The organism is Streptococcus parapneumoniae, from assembly GCF_037076355.1.
Classification (GTDB): Bacteria; Bacillota; Bacilli; order Lactobacillales; family Streptococcaceae; genus Streptococcus; species Streptococcus parapneumoniae.
This window is the reverse complement of sequence record NZ_AP026968.1, coordinates 2,095,500-2,114,356: the sequence shown is the minus strand read 5'-3', so window position 1 is coordinate 2,114,356 and position 18,857 is coordinate 2,095,500. Positions and strand designations below refer to the sequence as shown.

The 18,857-nt window shown below is 39.3% G+C and carries 20 protein-coding genes; 16 read left to right on the top strand and 4 right to left on the bottom strand.

Annotated elements, in window-relative coordinates:
• Positions 1-61 precede the first annotated feature (61 nt).
• From SP4011_RS10540 to SP4011_RS10490, 11 genes are all read left to right on the top strand, one after another.
• Positions 62-925, top strand: coding sequence for an XRE/MutR family transcriptional regulator (locus SP4011_RS10540; RefSeq protein ID WP_050271615.1), 864 nt, complete (start codon positions 62-64; stop codon positions 923-925).
• A gap of 719 nt (positions 926-1,644) precedes the next feature.
• On the top strand, positions 1,645-2,607 hold the full coding sequence (locus tag SP4011_RS10535) for a HesA/MoeB/ThiF family protein (protein WP_050271616.1): 963 nt from the start codon (positions 1,645-1,647) through the stop codon (positions 2,605-2,607).
• The gene (locus SP4011_RS10530; protein ID WP_000603362.1) at positions 2,588-3,811 is read left to right on the top strand and encodes a hypothetical protein; all 1,224 of its coding nucleotides are present in this window, start codon (positions 2,588-2,590) and stop codon (positions 3,809-3,811) included. The genes SP4011_RS10535 and SP4011_RS10530 overlap by 20 nt, the downstream gene beginning before the upstream one ends.
• 201 nt (positions 3,812-4,012) lie before the next feature.
• On the top strand, positions 4,013-4,297 hold the full coding sequence (locus SP4011_RS10525; RefSeq protein WP_000415011.1) for a hypothetical protein: 285 nt from the start codon (positions 4,013-4,015) through the stop codon (positions 4,295-4,297).
• A gap of 226 nt (positions 4,298-4,523) precedes the next feature.
• Positions 4,524-5,219 (top strand): AzlC family ABC transporter permease, encoded by a 696-nt coding sequence (locus SP4011_RS10520; RefSeq protein WP_000659737.1) that lies wholly within the window; start codon positions 4,524-4,526, stop codon positions 5,217-5,219.
• A complete protein-coding gene (locus SP4011_RS10515; protein ID WP_000253947.1) occupies positions 5,209-5,532 on the top strand; it encodes an AzlD domain-containing protein in 324 nt (107 codons plus the stop codon). Before SP4011_RS10520 ends, SP4011_RS10515 begins: the two co-directional genes overlap by 11 nt.
• Before the next feature lie 103 nt (positions 5,533-5,635).
• Positions 5,636-6,466 (top strand): amino acid ABC transporter substrate-binding protein, encoded by an 831-nt coding sequence (locus SP4011_RS10510; RefSeq protein ID WP_000724937.1) that lies wholly within the window; start codon positions 5,636-5,638, stop codon positions 6,464-6,466.
• Between the two features lie 153 nt (positions 6,467-6,619).
• On the top strand, positions 6,620-7,474 hold the full coding sequence (locus SP4011_RS10505; RefSeq protein WP_000694496.1) for a MetQ/NlpA family ABC transporter substrate-binding protein: 855 nt from the start codon (positions 6,620-6,622) through the stop codon (positions 7,472-7,474).
• A 96-nt stretch (positions 7,475-7,570) separates the two neighbouring features.
• A complete protein-coding gene (locus SP4011_RS10500; protein ID WP_000231789.1) occupies positions 7,571-8,944 on the top strand; it encodes a M20 family metallopeptidase in 1,374 nt (457 codons plus the stop codon).
• Positions 8,937-9,998 (top strand): methionine ABC transporter ATP-binding protein, encoded by a 1,062-nt coding sequence (locus tag SP4011_RS10495; RefSeq protein WP_000085661.1) that lies wholly within the window; start codon positions 8,937-8,939, stop codon positions 9,996-9,998. Before SP4011_RS10500 ends, SP4011_RS10495 begins: the two co-directional genes overlap by 8 nt.
• A gap of 1 nt (position 9,999) precedes the next feature.
• The gene (locus SP4011_RS10490; RefSeq protein ID WP_000818850.1) at positions 10,000-10,692 is read left to right on the top strand and encodes a methionine ABC transporter permease; all 693 of its coding nucleotides are present in this window, start codon (positions 10,000-10,002) and stop codon (positions 10,690-10,692) included.
• Positions 10,693-10,721: 29 nt separating this feature from the next.
• On the opposite strand, the gene SP4011_RS10485 is transcribed toward SP4011_RS10490, so the two are convergent.
• On the bottom strand, positions 10,722-11,291 hold the full coding sequence (locus SP4011_RS10485) for an MptD family putative ECF transporter S component (RefSeq protein ID WP_000748379.1): 570 nt from the start codon (positions 11,289-11,291) through the stop codon (positions 10,722-10,724).
• 134 nt (positions 11,292-11,425) lie between these two features.
• Between SP4011_RS10485 and SP4011_RS10480 the strand changes: the two genes are divergently transcribed.
• The 5 genes from SP4011_RS10480 to nrdI all read left to right on the top strand — a co-directional run bounded on the left by SP4011_RS10480 (position 11,426) and on the right by nrdI (position 16,128).
• Positions 11,426-12,040 (top strand): YesL family protein, encoded by a 615-nt coding sequence (locus SP4011_RS10480; protein WP_000532349.1) that lies wholly within the window; start codon positions 11,426-11,428, stop codon positions 12,038-12,040.
• On the top strand, positions 12,018-13,688 hold the full coding sequence (locus SP4011_RS10475; RefSeq protein ID WP_338620426.1) for a sensor histidine kinase: 1,671 nt from the start codon (positions 12,018-12,020) through the stop codon (positions 13,686-13,688). The genes SP4011_RS10480 and SP4011_RS10475 overlap by 23 nt, the downstream gene beginning before the upstream one ends.
• A gap of 11 nt (positions 13,689-13,699) precedes the next feature.
• Positions 13,700-14,986 (top strand): response regulator transcription factor, encoded by a 1,287-nt coding sequence (locus SP4011_RS10470; RefSeq protein ID WP_338619287.1) that lies wholly within the window; start codon positions 13,700-13,702, stop codon positions 14,984-14,986.
• A 60-nt stretch (positions 14,987-15,046) separates the two neighbouring features.
• A complete protein-coding gene (locus SP4011_RS10465) occupies positions 15,047-15,580 on the top strand; it encodes a hypothetical protein (protein WP_000729017.1) in 534 nt (177 codons plus the stop codon).
• A 77-nt stretch (positions 15,581-15,657) separates the two neighbouring features.
• Positions 15,658-16,128 carry a class Ib ribonucleoside-diphosphate reductase assembly flavoprotein NrdI gene (gene nrdI / locus SP4011_RS10460; RefSeq protein WP_000849609.1) on the top strand — a complete coding sequence of 157 codons (471 nt, stop codon included), beginning with the start codon at positions 15,658-15,660 and terminating at the stop codon, positions 16,126-16,128.
• A 283-nt stretch (positions 16,129-16,411) separates the two neighbouring features.
• Here nrdI and SP4011_RS10455 read toward each other — a convergent pair whose 3' ends face one another.
• The 3 genes from SP4011_RS10455 to SP4011_RS10445 all read right to left on the bottom strand — a co-directional run bounded on the left by SP4011_RS10455 (position 16,412) and on the right by SP4011_RS10445 (position 18,785).
• On the bottom strand, positions 16,412-17,674 hold the full coding sequence (locus tag SP4011_RS10455) for an NRAMP family divalent metal transporter (RefSeq protein ID WP_000075805.1): 1,263 nt from the start codon (positions 17,672-17,674) through the stop codon (positions 16,412-16,414).
• Positions 17,675-17,889: 215 nt separating this feature from the next.
• Positions 17,890-18,348, bottom strand: coding sequence for a DUF3021 domain-containing protein (locus SP4011_RS10450; protein ID WP_000743986.1), 459 nt, complete (start codon positions 18,346-18,348; stop codon positions 17,890-17,892).
• The gene (locus tag SP4011_RS10445) at positions 18,345-18,785 is read right to left on the bottom strand and encodes a LytTR family DNA-binding domain-containing protein (protein ID WP_000861960.1); all 441 of its coding nucleotides are present in this window, start codon (positions 18,783-18,785) and stop codon (positions 18,345-18,347) included. The genes SP4011_RS10450 and SP4011_RS10445 overlap by 4 nt, the downstream gene beginning before the upstream one ends.
• Positions 18,786-18,857: the final 72 nt, after the last annotated feature.

Here is an 18,857-nt window from a genome sequence, read left to right as displayed (position 1 = left end):
GAATATTTTGACAAAACTATAAAAATAATGATATAATATGCAAAAGCTAGGAGGTGGTAAGATGATCGAGAGAATGGAATTGGGAGAATTTTACAAGGAGTTGCGCTTGGCTAGAAAGCTCAAGCAGTCAGATGTGGCTTGTGCTGGACTAACAGCTTCTCAGCTGTCCAAGTTTGAACTAGGGCAGTCTATGCTATCTGCGGATAAGTTGATTCTAGCCATCCAAGGGATCAATATGAATTTTGATGAGTTTGGGCACAAACTCAACAACTATCAAGAATCTCCACATATGCAGATTGGTAGGAGGGTTGTGGATCGCTTTGCCCACCAAGATATAGCTGGCTTAGAGCAACTGTTGGAGGAAGTCGAGCAAGGACAGATGGCAGAGACCTATCGTTGTTTGAATGCCATTGTGATTAAAAATGCTATTCATTCCTTAAATAAGAGCTATCTGCTAACAGAGGAGGATAGGGAGTTTTTGACTACTTATCTCTATGCTATTGAGTCTTGGACCTGGTTTGAACTCTATCTTTTTTGCAATACCATGCCCTTCCTAAGCAATCAAGATCTGATTTTTTTATCAACCTCTTTGCTTGAAAAATCCAAAGAATTTAAAGAGTTAGTACACAATCGATTGTATATGAAGCAAGGACTATTAAATATCTTATCAGAGCTCATGGAGCGCAAGCTTTTCTCCTATATCCCAATCTTTGAAGCAGAGCTGGAGAGTATGCTCCGTCCATACGATGTTTTTGAGAAATTATCGTGGCAATTTTTAAAGAAAATGAGTATATTTCTTCAAACCAAAGGAAGTAATCAAAAAGAGATTGAACACTTTATCCAATCTCTGCAAGTATTAGAAAATTCACAATTAACAGCCCTCTTCGAATTGCGTTTTCAGCAATACAAAGAACTTATCGATTGATTAGAAACGGGAAGACGATAACCCACTCCGAAATAAGCAGGAGTATCAGTTGGATTTTTCTTTTCTTCATCATTATATCCCTCCTTGTTAGTAATAACTTTATTATACCAGTGAAATAATCAAATCCACTAAAATCGCAAATCAGAAATTTCTATAAGAAAAAATATCAAATATGCGATTTTCTCAAATACGCCAATTTTCGTGTTATAGTGTTCTTGTAAAGTACTTGAAGCAAATCCTAGGTCGCATAAGTGGTTTACAAAGAAAAATAATTGGAGGAGAAACAATGTCTGCTGTACCATATTCATTTCAAGGGCATCGTTTAGGTGGCCGTTAGTTAAATAATAGCAATCTATAGGATAGAAAAGATAAACTTTGGATTAGATATAGTGGATTGAAATCAAGATAAACATATACGACAAAAATTCTAATTAATATATATTTTGCTGCAAATGCAACGGATATTATACAAAAAATCTTAAATCTTAATAATTGTGAAGAATGATGATATTCATAATGTTTAAAAGTTAATATCTGCATGCTATTAAGATTTTAACTGAATTTTAGAAGTCGATAAGTTTTTTGTATTTTAATTTATTATATGGATAGAAATTATAAGTGAGTTGTATTCGTATTTATAATTTTGGAGTTTAGGAAAATATTTTCCAAACTCCTATTTGTTGTTTATCTTTTAATAGTTTTTGATTAGGAGGATCTAAATGAGAATAAAGAGAACTCTTCAACCGTATATATTTAAAGATAAAATAAAATTTGGTTTTGGTAATGCTTCTCTTGTAAGGGAGATTGATTTTAATGAAGAGAACATCAATTTAATAAAAAAATTAGATAATGACATTGATATAAAATTGTTGTCTAATGGAGAAAAACAAGTTGTTGAGTCGATGATATCTATGGGATTAGTGACTAGTAATCAATATGATAATTCCAAATATTCCCGAAATATTAATTTCTTTGAGTGGGTTGATTTGTCAGAAAATTTAGACCCTAGTAAGTATCAGGATAGATTATTAAATTCAACAGTTTTAATTGTTGGTGTAGGGGGTATTGGATCAACAACAGTCGAAATTTTAGCTCGTCTAGGTATAGGTAATTTCATATTAGTAGATTTTGACATTGTGGAAGAGTCAAATCTTACTAGACAAACATCCTTTAAGAAATCTGATATTGGTAAGCTAAAAATAGACATAATAAAACAGCATATTCAAGAGATTTCTGATTCAAATGTGACAACTATTTATAGGAAGTTAGAGTGTCAGAATGACTTAGAAACTATTTTTAAAGATTATAATTTTGACATTGCTTTATGCTGTGCAGATACTCCTAGAATAGAGATAGACTACTGGTTTGATGATTTAGCTCATAAATATACGAGACCTATTATTGTTGGCTCATATGCATCTACGGTAATAAACTACCTACATATTATTCCGGGCAAAACTATTTCATTGAGGGAGTTTTATAGGGACTTTATGATAACAGATGATCATGTTTTGGATAGTAGAATACCGTATAGTGTTATTTCTCCAATATCATATATGGCTGCATCAATCATATCTTATAAAGTATTAGATACTTTAACAGGATTATTGAATTTAACGGATTATATTCAAATCGATTGCATGAATTTTGAGGTTTATAAGCATGATATTAAGAAAATTTAGCCAAAATTTTATAAATTTAATATTAGGTAGATCGTCTAGGAATATTGCAGATAGTTTTTACTTTATTGCTTTATCGATAGGGTTAGTAAGTGTATATCATATTGAGGCAGGACAGTTATCTCTATTTACTCTAATTGGTTTTATCCCAAATTTGCTTGCTGTTTTTTATGGAAGTTTTATAAATAAAATTCAGAGAGATAAAATTTGGCTAGTGATTTTCCAGATTCTCCAGTTTATTATAATTGTGATTACAATTCTGTGTTTAAGGTATCATTTTCGTGTTGTGTATATCTATGTATTGAATTTTTTGTTCGCATTATCAACTAATTTATTAAATACACTGCAGATGAAAATTGTTCCAGAAACTTTAAATAATGATGACATGCTAATAAAGAAATCGATAGATGTTCAATACTTGGCATCAAATGTGTTAGATATTATTAGTAATTTAACTGCATCTCTACTATTAGGGCTTCTATCTTATTTTGTTGTTTTTAATTTAAGTATTCCGTTTTTTGTGGCTGCTATTTATTTTATGATTAAAATCAGATTGCCCGGTTCCAAAAACAATACTAAAAGTGTTCGACCTGAAAAGGTAGATTTGGAAAGTAATTCTTCTTTCCAATTTTTGGAAACTGTTTCTGCTTTTCGAGAATCAAAATTTGCCTCTTTTATAGTAGTTACAGAGTCAATTTTAAGTGGGGGTACAGATCTACTTTTAACTTTAATGCCACTGTATCTTTTATCAGAAGGCATACCTATTCAATATTTGGGATTGGTACTAGGAGCTCAAAGATTTGCCGATTTGATAGGAGCAATTTTGGCTCCTAGAGTGGGAATTCCGTATAAAATGTTTTTCTTTATTGATTATACTGTATCTGGATTAGCACTCATGCTAGTATTTATTACTCCATTTCCGTTAATAAAGTTGTTGTTATTTTTTTTAGCATTTATTTTAATAGGTATATCAGGAAATATGTTTGAAAAAATGATTTACTCAGAGTATAGATACGACACTATGGGATTGATATATTCGACTAATTCAAGTTTATATGCTTTATTTGCCATTCTATTTTTGATTATTCCTCAATTTTATACAGATATAAAAATTTTGGGTATTTTAATAAATGGATTTACACTATCTATAGGAATTTATTTATTAGTTATTTGTAATTTTTTCAAAAAGAATGATACTAATTGTTAAAATTTATTTTATATGAATGTTGCATGATTATTTGAAAAGAACTTCTAAAAATTTTTAGAGGTGTCCATGAAAGAAACGAAATTTCACCTAGCAACTGGAAGTCTGTACAATATATTTCTAATTTGGAACACACTGTAAATGTTATGGTGGATGGTTGGGCTAAATATGGTCCTTGGCGTCCTAGATAAAATGAGGTAAACGATGGAAAAACAGAGTCAGTTACAAATTTTAATTCATTCCCTGTACAATAATAAAGAAATTAGCTTGACGGAAGAATTTAGGAAGCAATTGCTGGAAACAGCAAAACAGTTCTCTAGTACTAGTGAAGATTTGCTAGCTGTACGTCTCTCATTTGCCGTCTCTAAAGAATTATTGGGCTTTAAAGGTGAACCACCGACAGAGTTATTGGATTTGGCAAAATTTGTCCAAAAGAAAGAAGCTAAATATAAGCAGGGAGTAGTGTGGTCTGGTATTTTTAAAATATGATTCATTATAAAATACGGCATGAGCATCGCATAATGGATGAATCTGAATATGAGCAAGACTTGGATTTCAATGCCAAACCAAGTCTTGTTTTTGATACTATAGAATAAAATGGAGTCTGTCTGATTACAATCAGCAGACTTTTTTCTCTTTCCTGAATATGTTATAATAGTCCATGCTGTGGCTGGAGCCTTTTCAGCCCATTTATTAAGACAATATGAGGAGAAAGATGAAAGAAAAAGGATTTTGGGAGGGGGCGCAGGCAGCTATGCCAACGGCACTTGGTTATGTCAGTATCGGCCTGGCCTGTGGGATTATTGGTGCGCCCTATGTGACACCTGTGGAGATGGGCTTGATGAGCCTCTTTGTTTATGCTGGGAGTGCCCAGTTTGCCATGCTGGCACTGATTGCGGTTCAAGCACCTGTAGCAGCTATTGCGATGACGGTCTTTTTGATCAATTTGCGTCTCTTTTTGTTGAGTTTGCATGCGTCGACCTATTTTCGTCATACTAGTCTCTGGCACAATATCGGTATGTCTAGCATCTTGACAGATGAGACTTATGGCGTTTTGATGGGCGAGTTAGCCCATACAGACAAGGTCAATCCTATGTGGATGCACGGAAACAACCTCAATAGCTATGTGGCTTGGTTTGTGGGAACAGTGGTTGGAACGGCTCTGGGTGGTCTGCTGCCAAATCCAGAAATCTTTGGCTTGGATTTTGCCCTGGTTGGGATGTTCATTGGGATTTTTGCTTCGCAATTCCAGATTATGCAAAGACGGATTCCTGTCCGCAATCTGCTTATTATTCTAGCAGTTGTTGCGGTGTCCTTCTTTTTGCTCTTGACAGTGGTGTCTCAGTCACTAGCTGTTCTGTTTGCGACGCTACTTGGTTGTACAATGGGGGTGGTTTTAGATGGTCAGTAAGTATCTTTTATTAGCAGTTCTCTTCTCTGGCTTGGTGACCTGGATTCCCCGTATGATTCCCTTCATCTTGGTCAAGTATAAGGGTTTGCCTGCAATCGTTGAGCGTTTTTTGAAGTTCTTGCCCGTTTCTATTATCTTTGCCTTGATTCTTTCAAGCGTAGTGACAGGCAAGGTTGGGAACCTTCCTCAAATCAAATGGCTGGACTTCTTAGCAGTATTTCCGACGGCTTGGATAGCCTTTCGCTACCGTAATCTAGTCGGAACGGTTCTCTTCGGAGTAGTCTTGATTGCCATCTTGCGTTTGGTCTTTTAAATCAGCCATAAAGAAAACCTATCACAGAGATAGATATCATATAATGGCGTAAATGGTCTTTTTCTGTTAAGATTATAAGGTATTTTATTTTGGAGGAAATGACATGAAAAAAATCGTTAAATACTCATCTCTTGCTGCTCTAGGGCTTATTGCTGCAGGTGTGCTTGCGGCTTGCTCAGGTGGTGCTAAGAAAGAAGGAGCAGCAGCTAGCAAGAAAGAAATCATCGTTGCAACCAATGGCTCGCCAAAACCATTTATCTATGAAGAAAATGGCGAATTGACTGGTTACGAGATTGAAGTCGTTCGCGCTATCTTTAAAGATTCTGACAAATATGATGTCAAGTTTGAAAAGACAGAATGGTCAGGTGTCTTTGCAGGTCTTGACGCTGACCGTTACAATATGGCTGTCAACAATCTTAGCTACACTAAAGAACGTGCGGAGAAATACCTTTATGCCGCACCAATTGCCCAAAACCCTAATGTCCTTGTAGTGAAGAAAGATGACTCTAGTATCAAGTCTCTCGCTGATATCGGTGGAAAATCGACGGAAGTCGTTCAAGCCACTACATCAGCTAAGCAGTTAGAAGCATACAACGCTGAACACCCGGATAACCCAACTATCCTTAACTATACTAAGGCAGACTTCCAACAAATCATGGTACGTTTGAGCGATGGCCAATTTGACTATAAGATTTTTGATAAAATCGGTGTTGAAACAGTGATCAAGAACCAAGGTTTGGACAACTTGAAAGTTATCGAACTTCCAAGCGACCAACAACCTTACGTTTACCCACTTCTTGCTCAAGGTCAAGATGAGTTGAAATCATTTGTAGACAAACGCATCAAAGAACTTTACAAAGACGGAACGCTTGAAAAATTGTCTAAACAATTCTTCGGAGATACTTATCTACCAGCAGAAGCTGATATTAAATAATTTTTTGAAGTCATCCATTCTGAGTAAGATGGGTGATTTCTGAGTCTTTAAGGATATAGTTTTAAACTATATATCTGACTATCTAATAACAATTTGTGAAATAAAACAAATTGTGAGATACTAGTACGGTATTATTTTTAAGGAGAAAGAATCATGAAAATTAAAAAATGGCTTGGCCTAGCAGCCCTTGCTACAGTCGCAGGTTTGGCTCTTGCAGCTTGCGGAAACTCAGAAAAGAAAGCAGACAATGCAACAACTATCAAAATTGCAACTGTTAACCGTAGCGGTTCTGAAGAAGCTCGTTGGGATAAAGTTCAAGAATTGGTTAAAAAAGACGGAATCACTTTGGAATTTACAGAGTTCACAGACTACTCACAACCAAACAAGGCAACTGCTGATGGCGAAGTAGACTTGAACGCTTTCCAACACTATAACTTCTTGAACAACTGGAACAAGGAAAACGGGAAAGACCTTGTAGCGATTGCTGATACTTACATCTCTCCAATCCGCCTTTACTCAGGTTTGAATGGAAGTGACAACAAGTACACTAAAGTAGAAGACATCCCAGCAAACGGAGAAATCGCTGTACCGAACGATGCTACAAACGAAAGCCGTGCGCTTTACTTGCTTCAATCAGCTGGCTTGATTAAATTGGACGTTTCAGGAACTGCTCTTGCAACAGTTGCTAACATCAAAGAAAATCCAAAGAACTTGAAAATCACTGAATTGGACGCTAGCCAAACAGCTCGTTCATTGTCATCAGTTGACGCTGCCGTTGTAAACAATACCTTCGTTACAGAAGCAAAATTGGACTACAAGAAAGCACTTTTCAAAGAACAAGCTGATGAAAACTCAAAACAATGGTACAACATCATCGTTGCGAAAAAAGATTGGGAAACATCACCAAAAGCTGATGCTATCAAGAAAGTGATCGCAGCTTACCATACAGATGAAGTGAAAAAAGTTATCGAAGAAACATCAGACGGTTTGGATCAACCAGTTTGGTAATAAGAAACAGGGAGGTGGGAGAGAGAATTCCACCTCTTGCTTTTGTATAGAGCATGGATTGTCAGGAAGAGTAGTTCATAGAAAGGTAGAGAGAATATGGTTTTTCCTAGTGAACAAGAACAGATTGAAAAATTTGAAAAGGATCATGTAGCCCAGCATTATTTTGAGGTTTTGCGTACCTTGATTTCTAAGAAGTCGGTCTTTGCCCAACAGGTGGGTCTCAAAGAAGTTGCCAACTATCTGGGTGAGATTTTCAAGCGTGTTGGGGCTGAAGTGGAGATTGATGAGTCTTACACGGCGCCTTTTGTCATGGCGCATTTCAAGAGTTCGCGTCCAGATGCCAAAACCTTGATTTTCTATAACCACTATGACACTGTGCCAGCGGACGGGGATCAGGTCTGGACAGAGGATCCTTTTACGCTTTCGGTCCGCAATGGCTTCATGTATGGGCGTGGGGTTGATGACGACAAAGGTCATATCACGGCTCGTTTGAGTGCTTTGAGAAAATATATGCAGCACCATGATGATTTGCCTGTCAATATCAGTTTTATCATGGAGGGCGCGGAGGAATCGGCTTCGACAGACCTAGATAAGTATTTGGAAAAGCATGCGGATAAACTCCGTGGGGCGGATTTGTTGGTCTGGGAACAAGGGACTAAAAATGCCTTGGAACAACTGGAAATTTCTGGAGGGAATAAGGGAATTGTAACCTTTGATGCCAAGGTGAAAAGTGCTGATGTGGATATCCACTCTAGCTATGGTGGGGTTGTGGAGTCAGCTCCCTGGTACCTCCTTCAAGCCCTACAGTCTCTTCGTGCCGCAGATGGTCGTATCTTGGTTGAAGGTTTGTACGAAGAAGTTCAAGGACCAAATGAACGAGAGTTTGCCTTGGTGGACACTTATGCCCAACGAAATCCAGGGGAAATCAGCCAGATTTATGGTTTGGAATTGCCTCTCTTACAAGAGGAGCGTGCAGCCTTTCTAAAACGTTTCTTTTTCGAGCCAGCCCTTAATATCGAAGGGATTCAGTCAGGTTATCAAGGACAAGGAGTCAAAACGATTTTACCTGCAGAAGCCAGTGCCAAGCTAGAGGTTCGTTTGGTTCCTGGTCTAGAACCGCATGATGTTCTGGAAAAAATTCGGAAACAGCTAGACAAAAATGGCTTTGATAAGGTAGAATTATACTATACCTTGGGAGAGATGAGCTATCGAAGCGATATGAGCGCACCAGCCATTCTCAATGTGATCGAGTTGGCCAAGAAATTCTATCCACAGGGCGTTTCAGTCTTGCCGACGACAGCGGGGACAGGGCCTATGCATACGGTCTTTGATGCCCTAGAGGTGCCAATGGTGGCTTTTGGTCTAGGAAATGCCAATAGCCGAGACCACGGTGGAGATGAGAACGTGCGAATCGCCGATTACTACACCCATATTGAATTAGTAGAGGAGCTGATTAGAAGCTATGAGTAGAGATATTATCAAGTTAGATCAGATCGATGTGACTTTTCACCAAAAGAAGAGAACCATCACAGCGGTCAAGGATGTGACTATTCACATCCAAGAAGGGGATATCTACGGAATCGTTGGATATTCTGGAGCAGGGAAATCAACCCTTGTACGGGTAATTAACCTCTTGCAAAAACCATCTGCAGGGAAAATTACCATTGACGACGATGTGATTTTTGATGGTAAGGTGACCTTGACGGCAGAGCAGTTACGTCGTAAACGTCAAGATATTGGAATGATTTTCCAGCATTTTAACCTGATGAGCCAGAAGACGGCAGAGGAGAATGTAGCCTTTGCCCTCAAACACTCTGGACTCAGCAAGGAAGAAAAGAAGGCTAAAGTAGCCAAGTTGTTGGACTTGGTTGGCTTGGCAGACCGTGCTGAAAACTACCCTTCACAACTATCTGGAGGGCAAAAACAGCGTGTGGCCATTGCGCGTGCCTTAGCAAATGATCCAAAAATCTTGATTTCAGACGAGTCAACTTCTGCCCTTGACCCTAAGACAACCAAGCAGATTTTGGCCTTGTTGCAAGATTTGAACCAAAAATTAGGCTTAACTGTTGTCTTAATTACGCATGAAATGCAGATTGTCAAAGATATTGCCAATCGTGTGGCAGTCATGCAGGATGGGCATTTGATTGAAGAGGGCAGCGTCCTTGAAATCTTCTCAGATCCTAAACAGCCTTTGACTCAAGACTTTATCTCAACAGCCACAGGCATTGATGAAGCTATGGTCAAAATTGAGAAGCAAGAAATCATACAACATTTGTCTGAAAACAGTCTTTTAGTGCAACTCAAGTATGCAGGTGCTTCAACAGACGAGCCACTTTTGAATGAATTGTACAAGCACTACCAAGTAACGGCCAATATCCTTTACGGAAATATTGAAATTCTTGATGGTACCCCTGTTGGTGAGCTTGTGGTTGTCTTGTCAGGGGAAAAAGAAGCCTTGGCAAGCGCTCAAGAGGCCATCCGTCAGGCTGGTGTGCAACTAAAAGTATTGAAGGGAGGACAGTAAGATGGCAGAATTGATTAAAGCATACTTACCAAACGTCTATAAGATGGGTTGGTCTGGTCAAGCTGGCTGGGGGACAGCTATCTACTTGACTCTTTATATGACGGTTCTTTCCTTTATCATCGGAGGTTTCTTAGGACTGGTAGCAGGTCTCTTCCTTGTCTTGACAGCGCCAGGTGGTGTCTTGGAAAATAAAGTCGTTTTCTGGATTTTGGATAAAATCACCTCTATTTTCCGTGCAGTTCCATTTATCATTCTCTTGGCAGTCTTGTCACCCTTCTCACACCTAATCGTAGGGACAAGTATCGGGCCAAATGCGGCTATTGTACCCCTATCTTTTGCAGTCTTTGCCTTCTTTGCCCGTCAAGTACAGGTGGTATTGGCTGAGCTAGATGGTGGTGTCATTGAGGCGGCTCAAGCGAGCGGAGCGACTTTCTGGGACATCGTGGGTGTTTACCTATCAGAAGGTCTTCCAGATTTGATCCGTGTGACGACTGTGACCTTGATTTCCCTTGTTGGTGAAACGGCTATGGCTGGTGCGGTTGGAGCTGGTGGTATCGGTAACGTAGCCATCGCTTATGGATTTAATCGCTACAATCACGATGTGACCATCTTGGCAACTATCATTATCATTTTGATTATCTTTGCAATCCAATTCTTGGGAGACTTCTTGACCAAGAAATTGAGCCATAAATAAAAAAGAGCCACCTGGCTCTTTTTTAGTAATCAGATTTTCTGCGCAAATTTTTTACTCAAGGCTTGTCCAATCAAGGCACCCACTAGGGCTCCGATGACAACACTTGCGATAAATAAAAGGATGGTTCCAGGGTTTGGCGCAACCATGATACGGTCGATATATTCTTGCGATTTTCCTCTTGCCAGAAGGGTAGCCATATAGGCTTTGGGAGCAATCCACATGAGTAGAATTGGTCCAGATGTGCTAAAAGCGAAAATAATGAAAGAAAGGAAATTCTTTGTTTGGTCCTTGTATTTTCCTAAATGAGCTATTCCATCTGCTAGGAGGCCGCAGATAATTCCAGGAAGGAAGGCACCAGCACCGTGCTTAGATCCCAAGAAAAAGAGGGCCATGACAAGCCCGATAGTGGTAATGGCTCCAAAGTGCGGAACTTTTGCGACCAGAATCATATAGACGCTACCGCCGACAAGGGCAGTAAAAGCAGGCGCATAAAACATGTTTCCAGTTTGGTCAAAGAGATTGCCCAAAAGGACACCAATCCCCATGCAGAGGAAGTAAAGAACTGCAAAAAGAAGTGTAGTTAAGATAGATTTTTTCATGAATTGTCTCCTGATAATTTTTTCACAATTCTCATTTTACCATGGTTTGATGGGATTGTAAATGGATAGTAGAAGTTTTTGAAAACGCTTGAAATATGATATAATGGTTTCATAGTTATTTTTAGGAGGGTATCATGGGGAGATTTTTAGACTTTGTCTTTAATCGTTTCTTTTTAGGGATGATTGCGACAGCCTTCTTTTGGCTATTAACTTTAGCAGGAGGGATTATCCTTGGTCTAGCGCCGGCTAGTGCCACCTTAATGAGCTTGTATGCAGAACATGGTTATAGCTTTCGGGAATACAGTTTGAAGGAGGCGTGGTCTCTTTATAAGCAAAATTTTGTCTCAAGCAATCTGATTTTCTATAGCTTTCTAGGAGTGGATTTAGTTTTGGTCTATGGCTTGTATCTCTTGGTACAATTGCCTCATCAGACTATTATTCATTTGATTGCGACCTTTTTGAATGTTCTAGTAGTTGCCCTGCTGTTTTTGGCTTATACAGTATCTTTGAAACTACAAGTTTATTTTGACTTGTCTTATCGAAATAGTCTCAAACTATCCTTGATTGGCATCTTTATGAGCCTAGCAGCTGTGGCCAAGGTTCTCCTTGGGACCGTGCTACTTGTGGCAATTGGTTACTATATGCCTGCCCTGCTATTTTTTGTAGGAATTGGGATGTGGCATTTCTTTATCAGTGATATGTTGGAACCGGTCTATGAAAGTATCCATGAAAAATTGGCGACAAAGTAGGATGAAGCAGTTTTGGCTACATACGCTTCTGCGAACCTACAGTTCAGTGATGATCATTATTATTGCGAGTTTTGCAATCTTACTCTCCTATGCTGACTGGGATTCACGGGAAAAGGAAGCCCAGAGAGTAGCCCAGCGTGTAACTGCTAGAACAGTGAGTGAAATTGAATATTACCATAGAGAGTCAACCCAGATAGCTCAGGCTTTAGTTGAAAATCAAGCTCGTATTGAGGGAATCTATAAATACTTTAGCCTTAGCATGCCAGACTATTTTTACTGGCAATTAGAGCGGAAAGCTTCGCCTTATGTATCAGTCTCTCTGCATGAAAATGTTGATGACCTCTATGTTCGAAATGATTTTGTAACTGGAGTGGCCATTGCTTTTCAAGATTACAAGGAAGTCTATGTTTCTACTAAAGACAAACGTAGTGGAGAAAAAATCAGGGCTGAGGATTTCAAACCAGCAGGAAATAGTTTTGCCATTCCGGTGTCAGATCCAGTGTCAGATCAAGACTTAGGAGTGATTTACATCTCCTTGGATCCTGCTGTTTTATACCATGCCATTGATAATACTAGAGGTCATACTCCGATGGCAGTAACAGTGACCTCACCTTTTGATACGGAGATTTTTCATATTGGTGAAACAGTTGATAAGGAGAGTGAAAATTGGCTTGTTGGCTTAACTTCTCATGGTTATCAGGTTCAGGTGGCAGTTCCCAAAAACTTTGTTTTACAAGGAACGGTGACCAGTTCTGCTTTGATTGTGAGCTTGAGCCTTCTCTTTATTGTTATTCTCTATCTGACTTTGAGGCAGACCTTTGCTAATTACCAAAAGCAGGTAGTGGATTTGGTGGATTCTATTCAGGCTATTGCCCAAGGGGAAGAAGGTCTTCGCATCGATACGCTTGAAAAGGACCAGGAATTGCTCCTAATCGCGGAGACGACCAATGATATGTTGGATCGCTTGGAAAAGAATATCCATGATATTTATCAGTTAGAACTTAGTCAAAAAGATGCCAATATGCGGGCCTTGCAGGCGCAAATCAATCCTCATTTTATGTATAATACGCTGGAATTCTTGCGCATGTATGCAGTTATGCAGAGTCAAGATGAGTTGGCGGATATCATTTATGAATTCAGTAGTCTCTTGCGTAACAATATTTCTGACGAAAGAGAAACTCTTCTCAAACAGGAATTAGAATTTTGCCGTAAATATAGCTACCTCTGCATGGTTCGCTATCCCAAGTCCATTGCCTATGGTTTCAAGATAGATCCAGAGTTAGAGAATATGAAAATTCCTAAGTTTACCTTGCAACCGCTGGTAGAAAATTATTTCGCGCATGGTGTTGACCATAGACGGACAGATAATGTGATTAGCATCAAGGCTCTTAAACAGGATGGTTTTGTGGAAATTTTAGTGGTAGATAATGGTCGTGGGATGTCTGCTGAAAAGCTGGCAAATATTCGAGAAAAATTAAGTCAGAGACATTTTGAACACCAAGACAGCTACAGTGATCAAAGGCAGTCTATCGGGATTGTCAATGTCCATGAGCGTTTTGTGCTCTATTTTGGGGATCGCTATGCCATTACTATAGAGTCTGCGGAGCAAGCAGGTGTTCAGTATCGTATTACAATTCAAGATGAGTAGAAAGGGAGAAAATGTATAAAGTATTATTAGTAGATGATGAGTACATGGTGACAGAAGGTCTGAAACGTTTGATTCCCTTTGATAAGTGGGATATGGAGGTCATCGCAACAGCCAGTCATGCCGATGAAGCCCTAGAATATGTTCAGGAAAATCCTGTCGATGTGGTCATTTCCGATGTCAATATGCCCGACAAAACAGGGCTTGATATGATTCGAGAGATGAAAGAAATTTTACCAGATGCAGCCTATATCCTGCTTTCAGGTTATCAGGAGTTTGATTATGTCAAAAGAGCAATGAACCTTAGTGTGGTGGACTATCTGGTTAAGCCTGTTGATAAGGTAGAGTTGGGAAATCTGCTGGAGAAGATTGCAGGTCAGCTCGGCGAGAGAGGAAAGAAAAGTCAGACCCTCAGTCAAGATTTAGACGAGGCTGGATTTGTTAGTTATCTAGGAGGTAAGGAGAATTGGTGGATAGGCCTATCCAAGGAAAAACAAGGCTCTTTCACCATTCCCTACTATGTATTGGGTCAAGACTGGCAGATTTTTATTTCTGATCAATCCCTAGATGGTTTAGTCGTTACTCCCTTTGAAGCTCCTTATCAAGAACACTTTGAACGCTGGAAGCTGAATGCTGAGAAAGCCCTCTTTTACGGTTCTGTAAATCTAAAACAGTCTGAGAGTCTCTTTGCCTATTACGAACCGATTTATAGGGTTATCATTCAGGGGAATCTCAATCAAATCGTGGAAGAGTTGAACCTTTTGGAGAAGGTGGTTCTTGAAAATACGCCGCGTGTTCCGATTACCAAACAGCTTTTTATCCAGTTTGTCATGGATGTCTTCCACTTGTTTGAACACCTCAAAGCTGATGATATGACGGACATTGTCAAAACCATTCATGCTATTCAATCCTTCGATGAATTGGTTTCTTATATCAAGGAAACTCTGACTCGATTCTTTGGGCAATATCGTATGAATGAAAATGTGGTCAGTGTGCTGGAAGTCATTGGGCGTGATTATCAGAAAGAACTTTCTCTCAAGGATATCAGTAAGGATCTTTTTATCAATCCTGTCTATCTAGGGCAGTTGATTAAGCGAGAAACCGATTCGACCTTTGCAGAGTTACTAAACAAACAACGTATTAAGGCTGCCCAGCAGCTCTTGCTTTCAACCAGTGACAGTATCGAAGATATTTGTTATGCTGTTGGTTACAGTAACCTTGGATATTTCTATAAAGTGTTCCGAAAATTGTGCGGAAAATCGCCAAAAGCCTACCGAAAACAGGTAGAAACGATACTATAAGATTTGTATTCCTTTACAAAAAGTGCTATAATATGAATAATATTATTAGGAGGTTCTATCATGAAAAAGAAACCGATTTATCTATGGGTCTTGTTAATCTTGTCTGCCCTTATTTCAGCAATGTCTCTGTTTGGAATGTTGAGTCCCTTACCTAGCAAAGAAGCTCTTCGTGCCGCTCAGAAACAAGTTGCAGGGGTCAGTGCTCAGCAATTAGAAGACCAGCTTAATTACAACTATGGAGTAGCAGAAGCGTATCATTCTATTTTTAATATGGCCTTGATTGTGCTATCTGCTATTTTAGTGGTCGTAGCGATTGTCTTCCTTATTCGTAAGAATTTGCAATATGCAAACTATACTTACGTTGGCTATGTTTTGTTAGCTATTATCGGTTCGATTTATGGCTATGTTGGTTTACAGGACGCTGTGCAGTTGGTTCAAGATGAGACCATGCGTTTGACAATGAGTATTGGTTCAAAAGCTGTCAGCATTTTCTATATCGTCATCAATATTCTCTTCCTAGCTCTTGTCTTCTATAAGATGTGGCGACAACAGAAAGCCTTGGCAGAAGAAGAGGAAGCAGAAAATCTTGCCTAAGTATTGACAAAAAAGAACTATCAAGATACAATCTTGGTAGTTCTTTTTCGATTAAAAATAAAATCATGGAGGTACATATGAAGACAATTTCTTTAGTTTATATTAGTTTGAGTGGCAACACTGAAAGTTTTGTGACGCGCTTGAAAGATTATCTCTTGTCCCAGTACGAGGGAATTGAGGTTCAAAAGATTCATATCAAGGATTTGGTCAAGGAAGGTAAAAATTTCTATGAGATGGACCATCCCTATGTCGCTTTTTTGCCGACCTATCTCGAAGGTGGGAATGGCGTTGATAACGGAGATGTCGAGATCTTGACGACACCCGTTGGGGATTTTATCGCCTATGGTGACAATGCTAGTAAGTGTTTTGGTGTAGTTGGCTCAGGAAATCGTAACTTTAATAACCAATACTGCCTGACAGCTAAGCAATACAGTCAACGCTTTGGTTTCCCTGTATTGGCTGACTTTGAAATGCGAGGCATGCTGGAAGATATCAAACGTGTCGCAGCGATTATCGCAGATTTGTATGAGTTGGAAAAGGAGAATTAAAGTCAATATAAGAGGCGCTTGGGATTTTTCAACTGTTTTTGAGTATAAACAGTCTTTGAGAACGTAAAAAAGCATAAGTTCAGGTCTTCAAAACCTTGTTCTTATGCTTTTTATCATAGAAATATTTGCTGCATTTTCTCTTGAAATGAAACCTTATACTCAATGAAAATCAAAGAGCAAACTAGGAAACTAGCCGCAGGCTGTACTTGAGTACGGCAAGGCGACGTTGACGTGGTTTGAATTTGATTTGCGAAGAGTATTATCTTCATCTCGCGCTTGTCAGTTAACCTGCTTTTCCGATTGCGAGTGCGTAGATAAAGAAGATGGCGAAGCCAAAGAGGAAAATCAATCCTGCAATGGCAAGGTGTTTGAGCCAAGAAGGAAGATTTTTGTTTTCACGCGTTACCAAGGCGTAGTTTAAAAGAGCGAAGAATGGTGTTGTCAGGAAAGAACCAATCATGGCAAAGCGGAGCATGGTTGACACCTGACCAGCGAAGAACTTGATAATGACGATACCGATGATAGCAGTGATGGTCATCCAGATGTTCAAAGATTTACGATTGTCTTCTTTTTGACTGATTAGCAGTCGGAGAGATTCCTGATTGACGCGAGAATAGCCATCGATAACAGTTATAACTGTTCCAAAGATACAGAGGAAGGCAATAAAGGTAATCAAGTAACGGGACCATTCGCCAAGAACAGAGGCATACATGCCCACGAATTGAGAGATGTATTTGGCCGAAGCAGCTTCAACCGCCTGCCCTGTAGGATACTGAATCAGTGCTCCCAGTGCTACAAAGAAGACGGCTAGGATAGCTGTTCCAATATAACCAGTGTTAAAGTCAAACAGAGCGTCTTCTGTGTTAAAGTTGACGGTCTTTCTCTTTTCAGCTGACCAAAGTGAATTGATAGCTGAAATTTCAATAGGAGCCGGCATCCATCCTAGGAGGGAGACGATGAAGGGCAGAGCTGCCATTTGCCAAGGTGTCTTCTCGACAAAATCAGAACTGTATTCTGGATGCTTGACCGCTGCGATGATAACTGCAAGAACAGTCGCAATGGTTAAGGCAGACATAATCCATTTGACCATACCATCTAAGAGTTTGTAGCCTCCAAAGAGTAGCATAGCCCAAATGACTGCAACGAGAATGAGGGACCACTGAGTGATGCTAAGACCGATCATTGGGAAGGCGCTGGCGATGATAGCTGAGCACAGAATGGCGACACCAGCTGTGTTGACCATAGCCGAAAAGACATTGAGGATAAAGAAAATCCAGAGATAGAGTTTTCCTTTTTCGGCATAACCTTCAACCAAAGTCTTTCCAGTATCAGCTGTGTATTCAGCACCAAAACGGAAAAATGGATATTTAAAGACATTGGCTAAGATGACCAAGAGGAGTAGTGACCACCCATAAGAACCACCAGCTTGAGTGGAAGATACAATGTGAGAACCTCCAACAGCAGCAGAAGCCATTAGGATTCCAGGTCCCATTGCTTTTAGTTTACTTGTCCAGGTTGATTGATTTAACGAAATAGCTTGCGACATGATAGATACTCCTTTTTGAATTTTCAGAATAATCTGGATATGTAATCTATATTCTACAAAAAAATTTGGGAAAATGCAAGAATATTTTGAAAAAAGATAGAAAATTACAGAAAATTCACAAAGAAGATCTGAAAATAACTACTATGATAGAACGGTGCAGCAGGATAAAGAAAAACCGAGAAGTTTCTTTCTCGGATTTGCTTATTATGAGTTTCTTACTTTCTATGCTCCAAGAGTTGATTGATATGGTCCACTTTTTTTGATGCTCTTTTATAGGAAATAGCCCAAATGATGAGGTAAACAATCGCAAACTCGATAATGAGCTGGAGATAGAAGAACCAGTGGAAAGGGAACCAACCTGCTAGAGTTGCTAGTGGGACAAAGCCAGCCAGCATAAGGAAGAAATGAGTCAGAGTGGCACGAAGCATGCTCCAGTCACGGCTGAATAATCGCTTGCCAAAGTTGAAGAGAATACCAATGGCTGCCCAGATCAGTGTGCAGTAGAGCAAGACCAAGGCACCGTGAACCTGATGTTGAGTCATCATTTGTCCGATAAGAGAGTCGGGACTTAACGGGGCGTAGGTACTTGGTGAATAAATGAGTGAAAAGATGATAGAGAGGATGAGGCCGATAAGAACACCGGTGGCTGCGTCGTGGAAGATTTGTTTTTTCATAGTTCTAATTTCTCCTTGATGGTTTTTAGGTAACGGCGTGAAGAGTAGGTGAAGCTTTCGTTTTTTAGAAAGATTTCTACCAGACCGTTGGGCGTGAGCTTGAGATGAGAGATGGAGTTGATATTGATGATTTCTGATTGGGAAATTTGGATAAAATTGGTTGGCAGAATTTCAAGGACCTGATAGAGCCGTAAATCAATGTTGTAGGTCTGACTCGCCGTTTCTGCTAGAACCTTCCGATTCTCGATATAGAAGCGTTGTATCTTACCAATCTCAACGAGATAGACCTGATTATCAATCTTTCCTTTGATTTTTTCTCTTTGGTCCAGATTTTCTGCAAATTTGATAACTTTTTGGACTTTTTCGGTCTCTTGAGGTGCTTGGACAATCAATTTTTCCTCCTCGTAAGTTTCACTAATCTGTAGTTCTACTTTCATAAATTTCTCTCCTTTTCAGTTATACAAGGTTGTGATCACTTCCTGTATATCCTTATTAAACACTATTTTACG

Coding starts and splice junctions, on each gene's coding strand:
- SP4011_RS10535 (WP_050271616.1), top strand. CDS start 1,645: ATGAGAATAAAGAGAACTCTTCAACCGTATATATTTAAAGATAAAATA.
- SP4011_RS10505 (WP_000694496.1), top strand. CDS start 6,620: ATGAAAATTAAAAAATGGCTTGGCCTAGCAGCCCTTGCTACAGTCGCA.
- SP4011_RS10510 (WP_000724937.1), top strand. CDS start 5,636: ATGAAAAAAATCGTTAAATACTCATCTCTTGCTGCTCTAGGGCTTATT.
- SP4011_RS10475 (WP_338620426.1), top strand. CDS start 12,018: ATGAAAAATTGGCGACAAAGTAGGATGAAGCAGTTTTGGCTACATACG.
- SP4011_RS10530 (WP_000603362.1), top strand. CDS start 2,588: ATGATATTAAGAAAATTTAGCCAAAATTTTATAAATTTAATATTAGGT.
- SP4011_RS10520 (WP_000659737.1), top strand. CDS start 4,524: ATGAAAGAAAAAGGATTTTGGGAGGGGGCGCAGGCAGCTATGCCAACG.
- SP4011_RS10465 (WP_000729017.1), top strand. CDS start 15,047: ATGAAAAAGAAACCGATTTATCTATGGGTCTTGTTAATCTTGTCTGCC.
- SP4011_RS10445 (WP_000861960.1), bottom strand. CDS start 18,785: ATGAAAGTAGAACTACAGATTAGTGAAACTTACGAGGAGGAAAAATTG.
- SP4011_RS10500 (WP_000231789.1), top strand. CDS start 7,571: ATGGTTTTTCCTAGTGAACAAGAACAGATTGAAAAATTTGAAAAGGAT.
- SP4011_RS10450 (WP_000743986.1), bottom strand. CDS start 18,348: ATGAAAAAACAAATCTTCCACGACGCAGCCACCGGTGTTCTTATCGGC.
- SP4011_RS10470 (WP_338619287.1), top strand. CDS start 13,700: ATGTATAAAGTATTATTAGTAGATGATGAGTACATGGTGACAGAAGGT.
- SP4011_RS10495 (WP_000085661.1), top strand. CDS start 8,937: ATGAGTAGAGATATTATCAAGTTAGATCAGATCGATGTGACTTTTCAC.
- SP4011_RS10485 (WP_000748379.1), bottom strand. CDS start 11,291: ATGAAAAAATCTATCTTAACTACACTTCTTTTTGCAGTTCTTTACTTC.
- nrdI (WP_000849609.1), top strand. CDS start 15,658: ATGAAGACAATTTCTTTAGTTTATATTAGTTTGAGTGGCAACACTGAA.
- SP4011_RS10455 (WP_000075805.1), bottom strand. CDS start 17,674: ATGTCGCAAGCTATTTCGTTAAATCAATCAACCTGGACAAGTAAACTA.
- SP4011_RS10515 (WP_000253947.1), top strand. CDS start 5,209: ATGGTCAGTAAGTATCTTTTATTAGCAGTTCTCTTCTCTGGCTTGGTG.
- SP4011_RS10540 (WP_050271615.1), top strand. CDS start 62: ATGATCGAGAGAATGGAATTGGGAGAATTTTACAAGGAGTTGCGCTTG.
- SP4011_RS10480 (WP_000532349.1), top strand. CDS start 11,426: ATGGGGAGATTTTTAGACTTTGTCTTTAATCGTTTCTTTTTAGGGATG.
- SP4011_RS10490 (WP_000818850.1), top strand. CDS start 10,000: ATGGCAGAATTGATTAAAGCATACTTACCAAACGTCTATAAGATGGGT.
- SP4011_RS10525 (WP_000415011.1), top strand. CDS start 4,013: ATGGAAAAACAGAGTCAGTTACAAATTTTAATTCATTCCCTGTACAAT.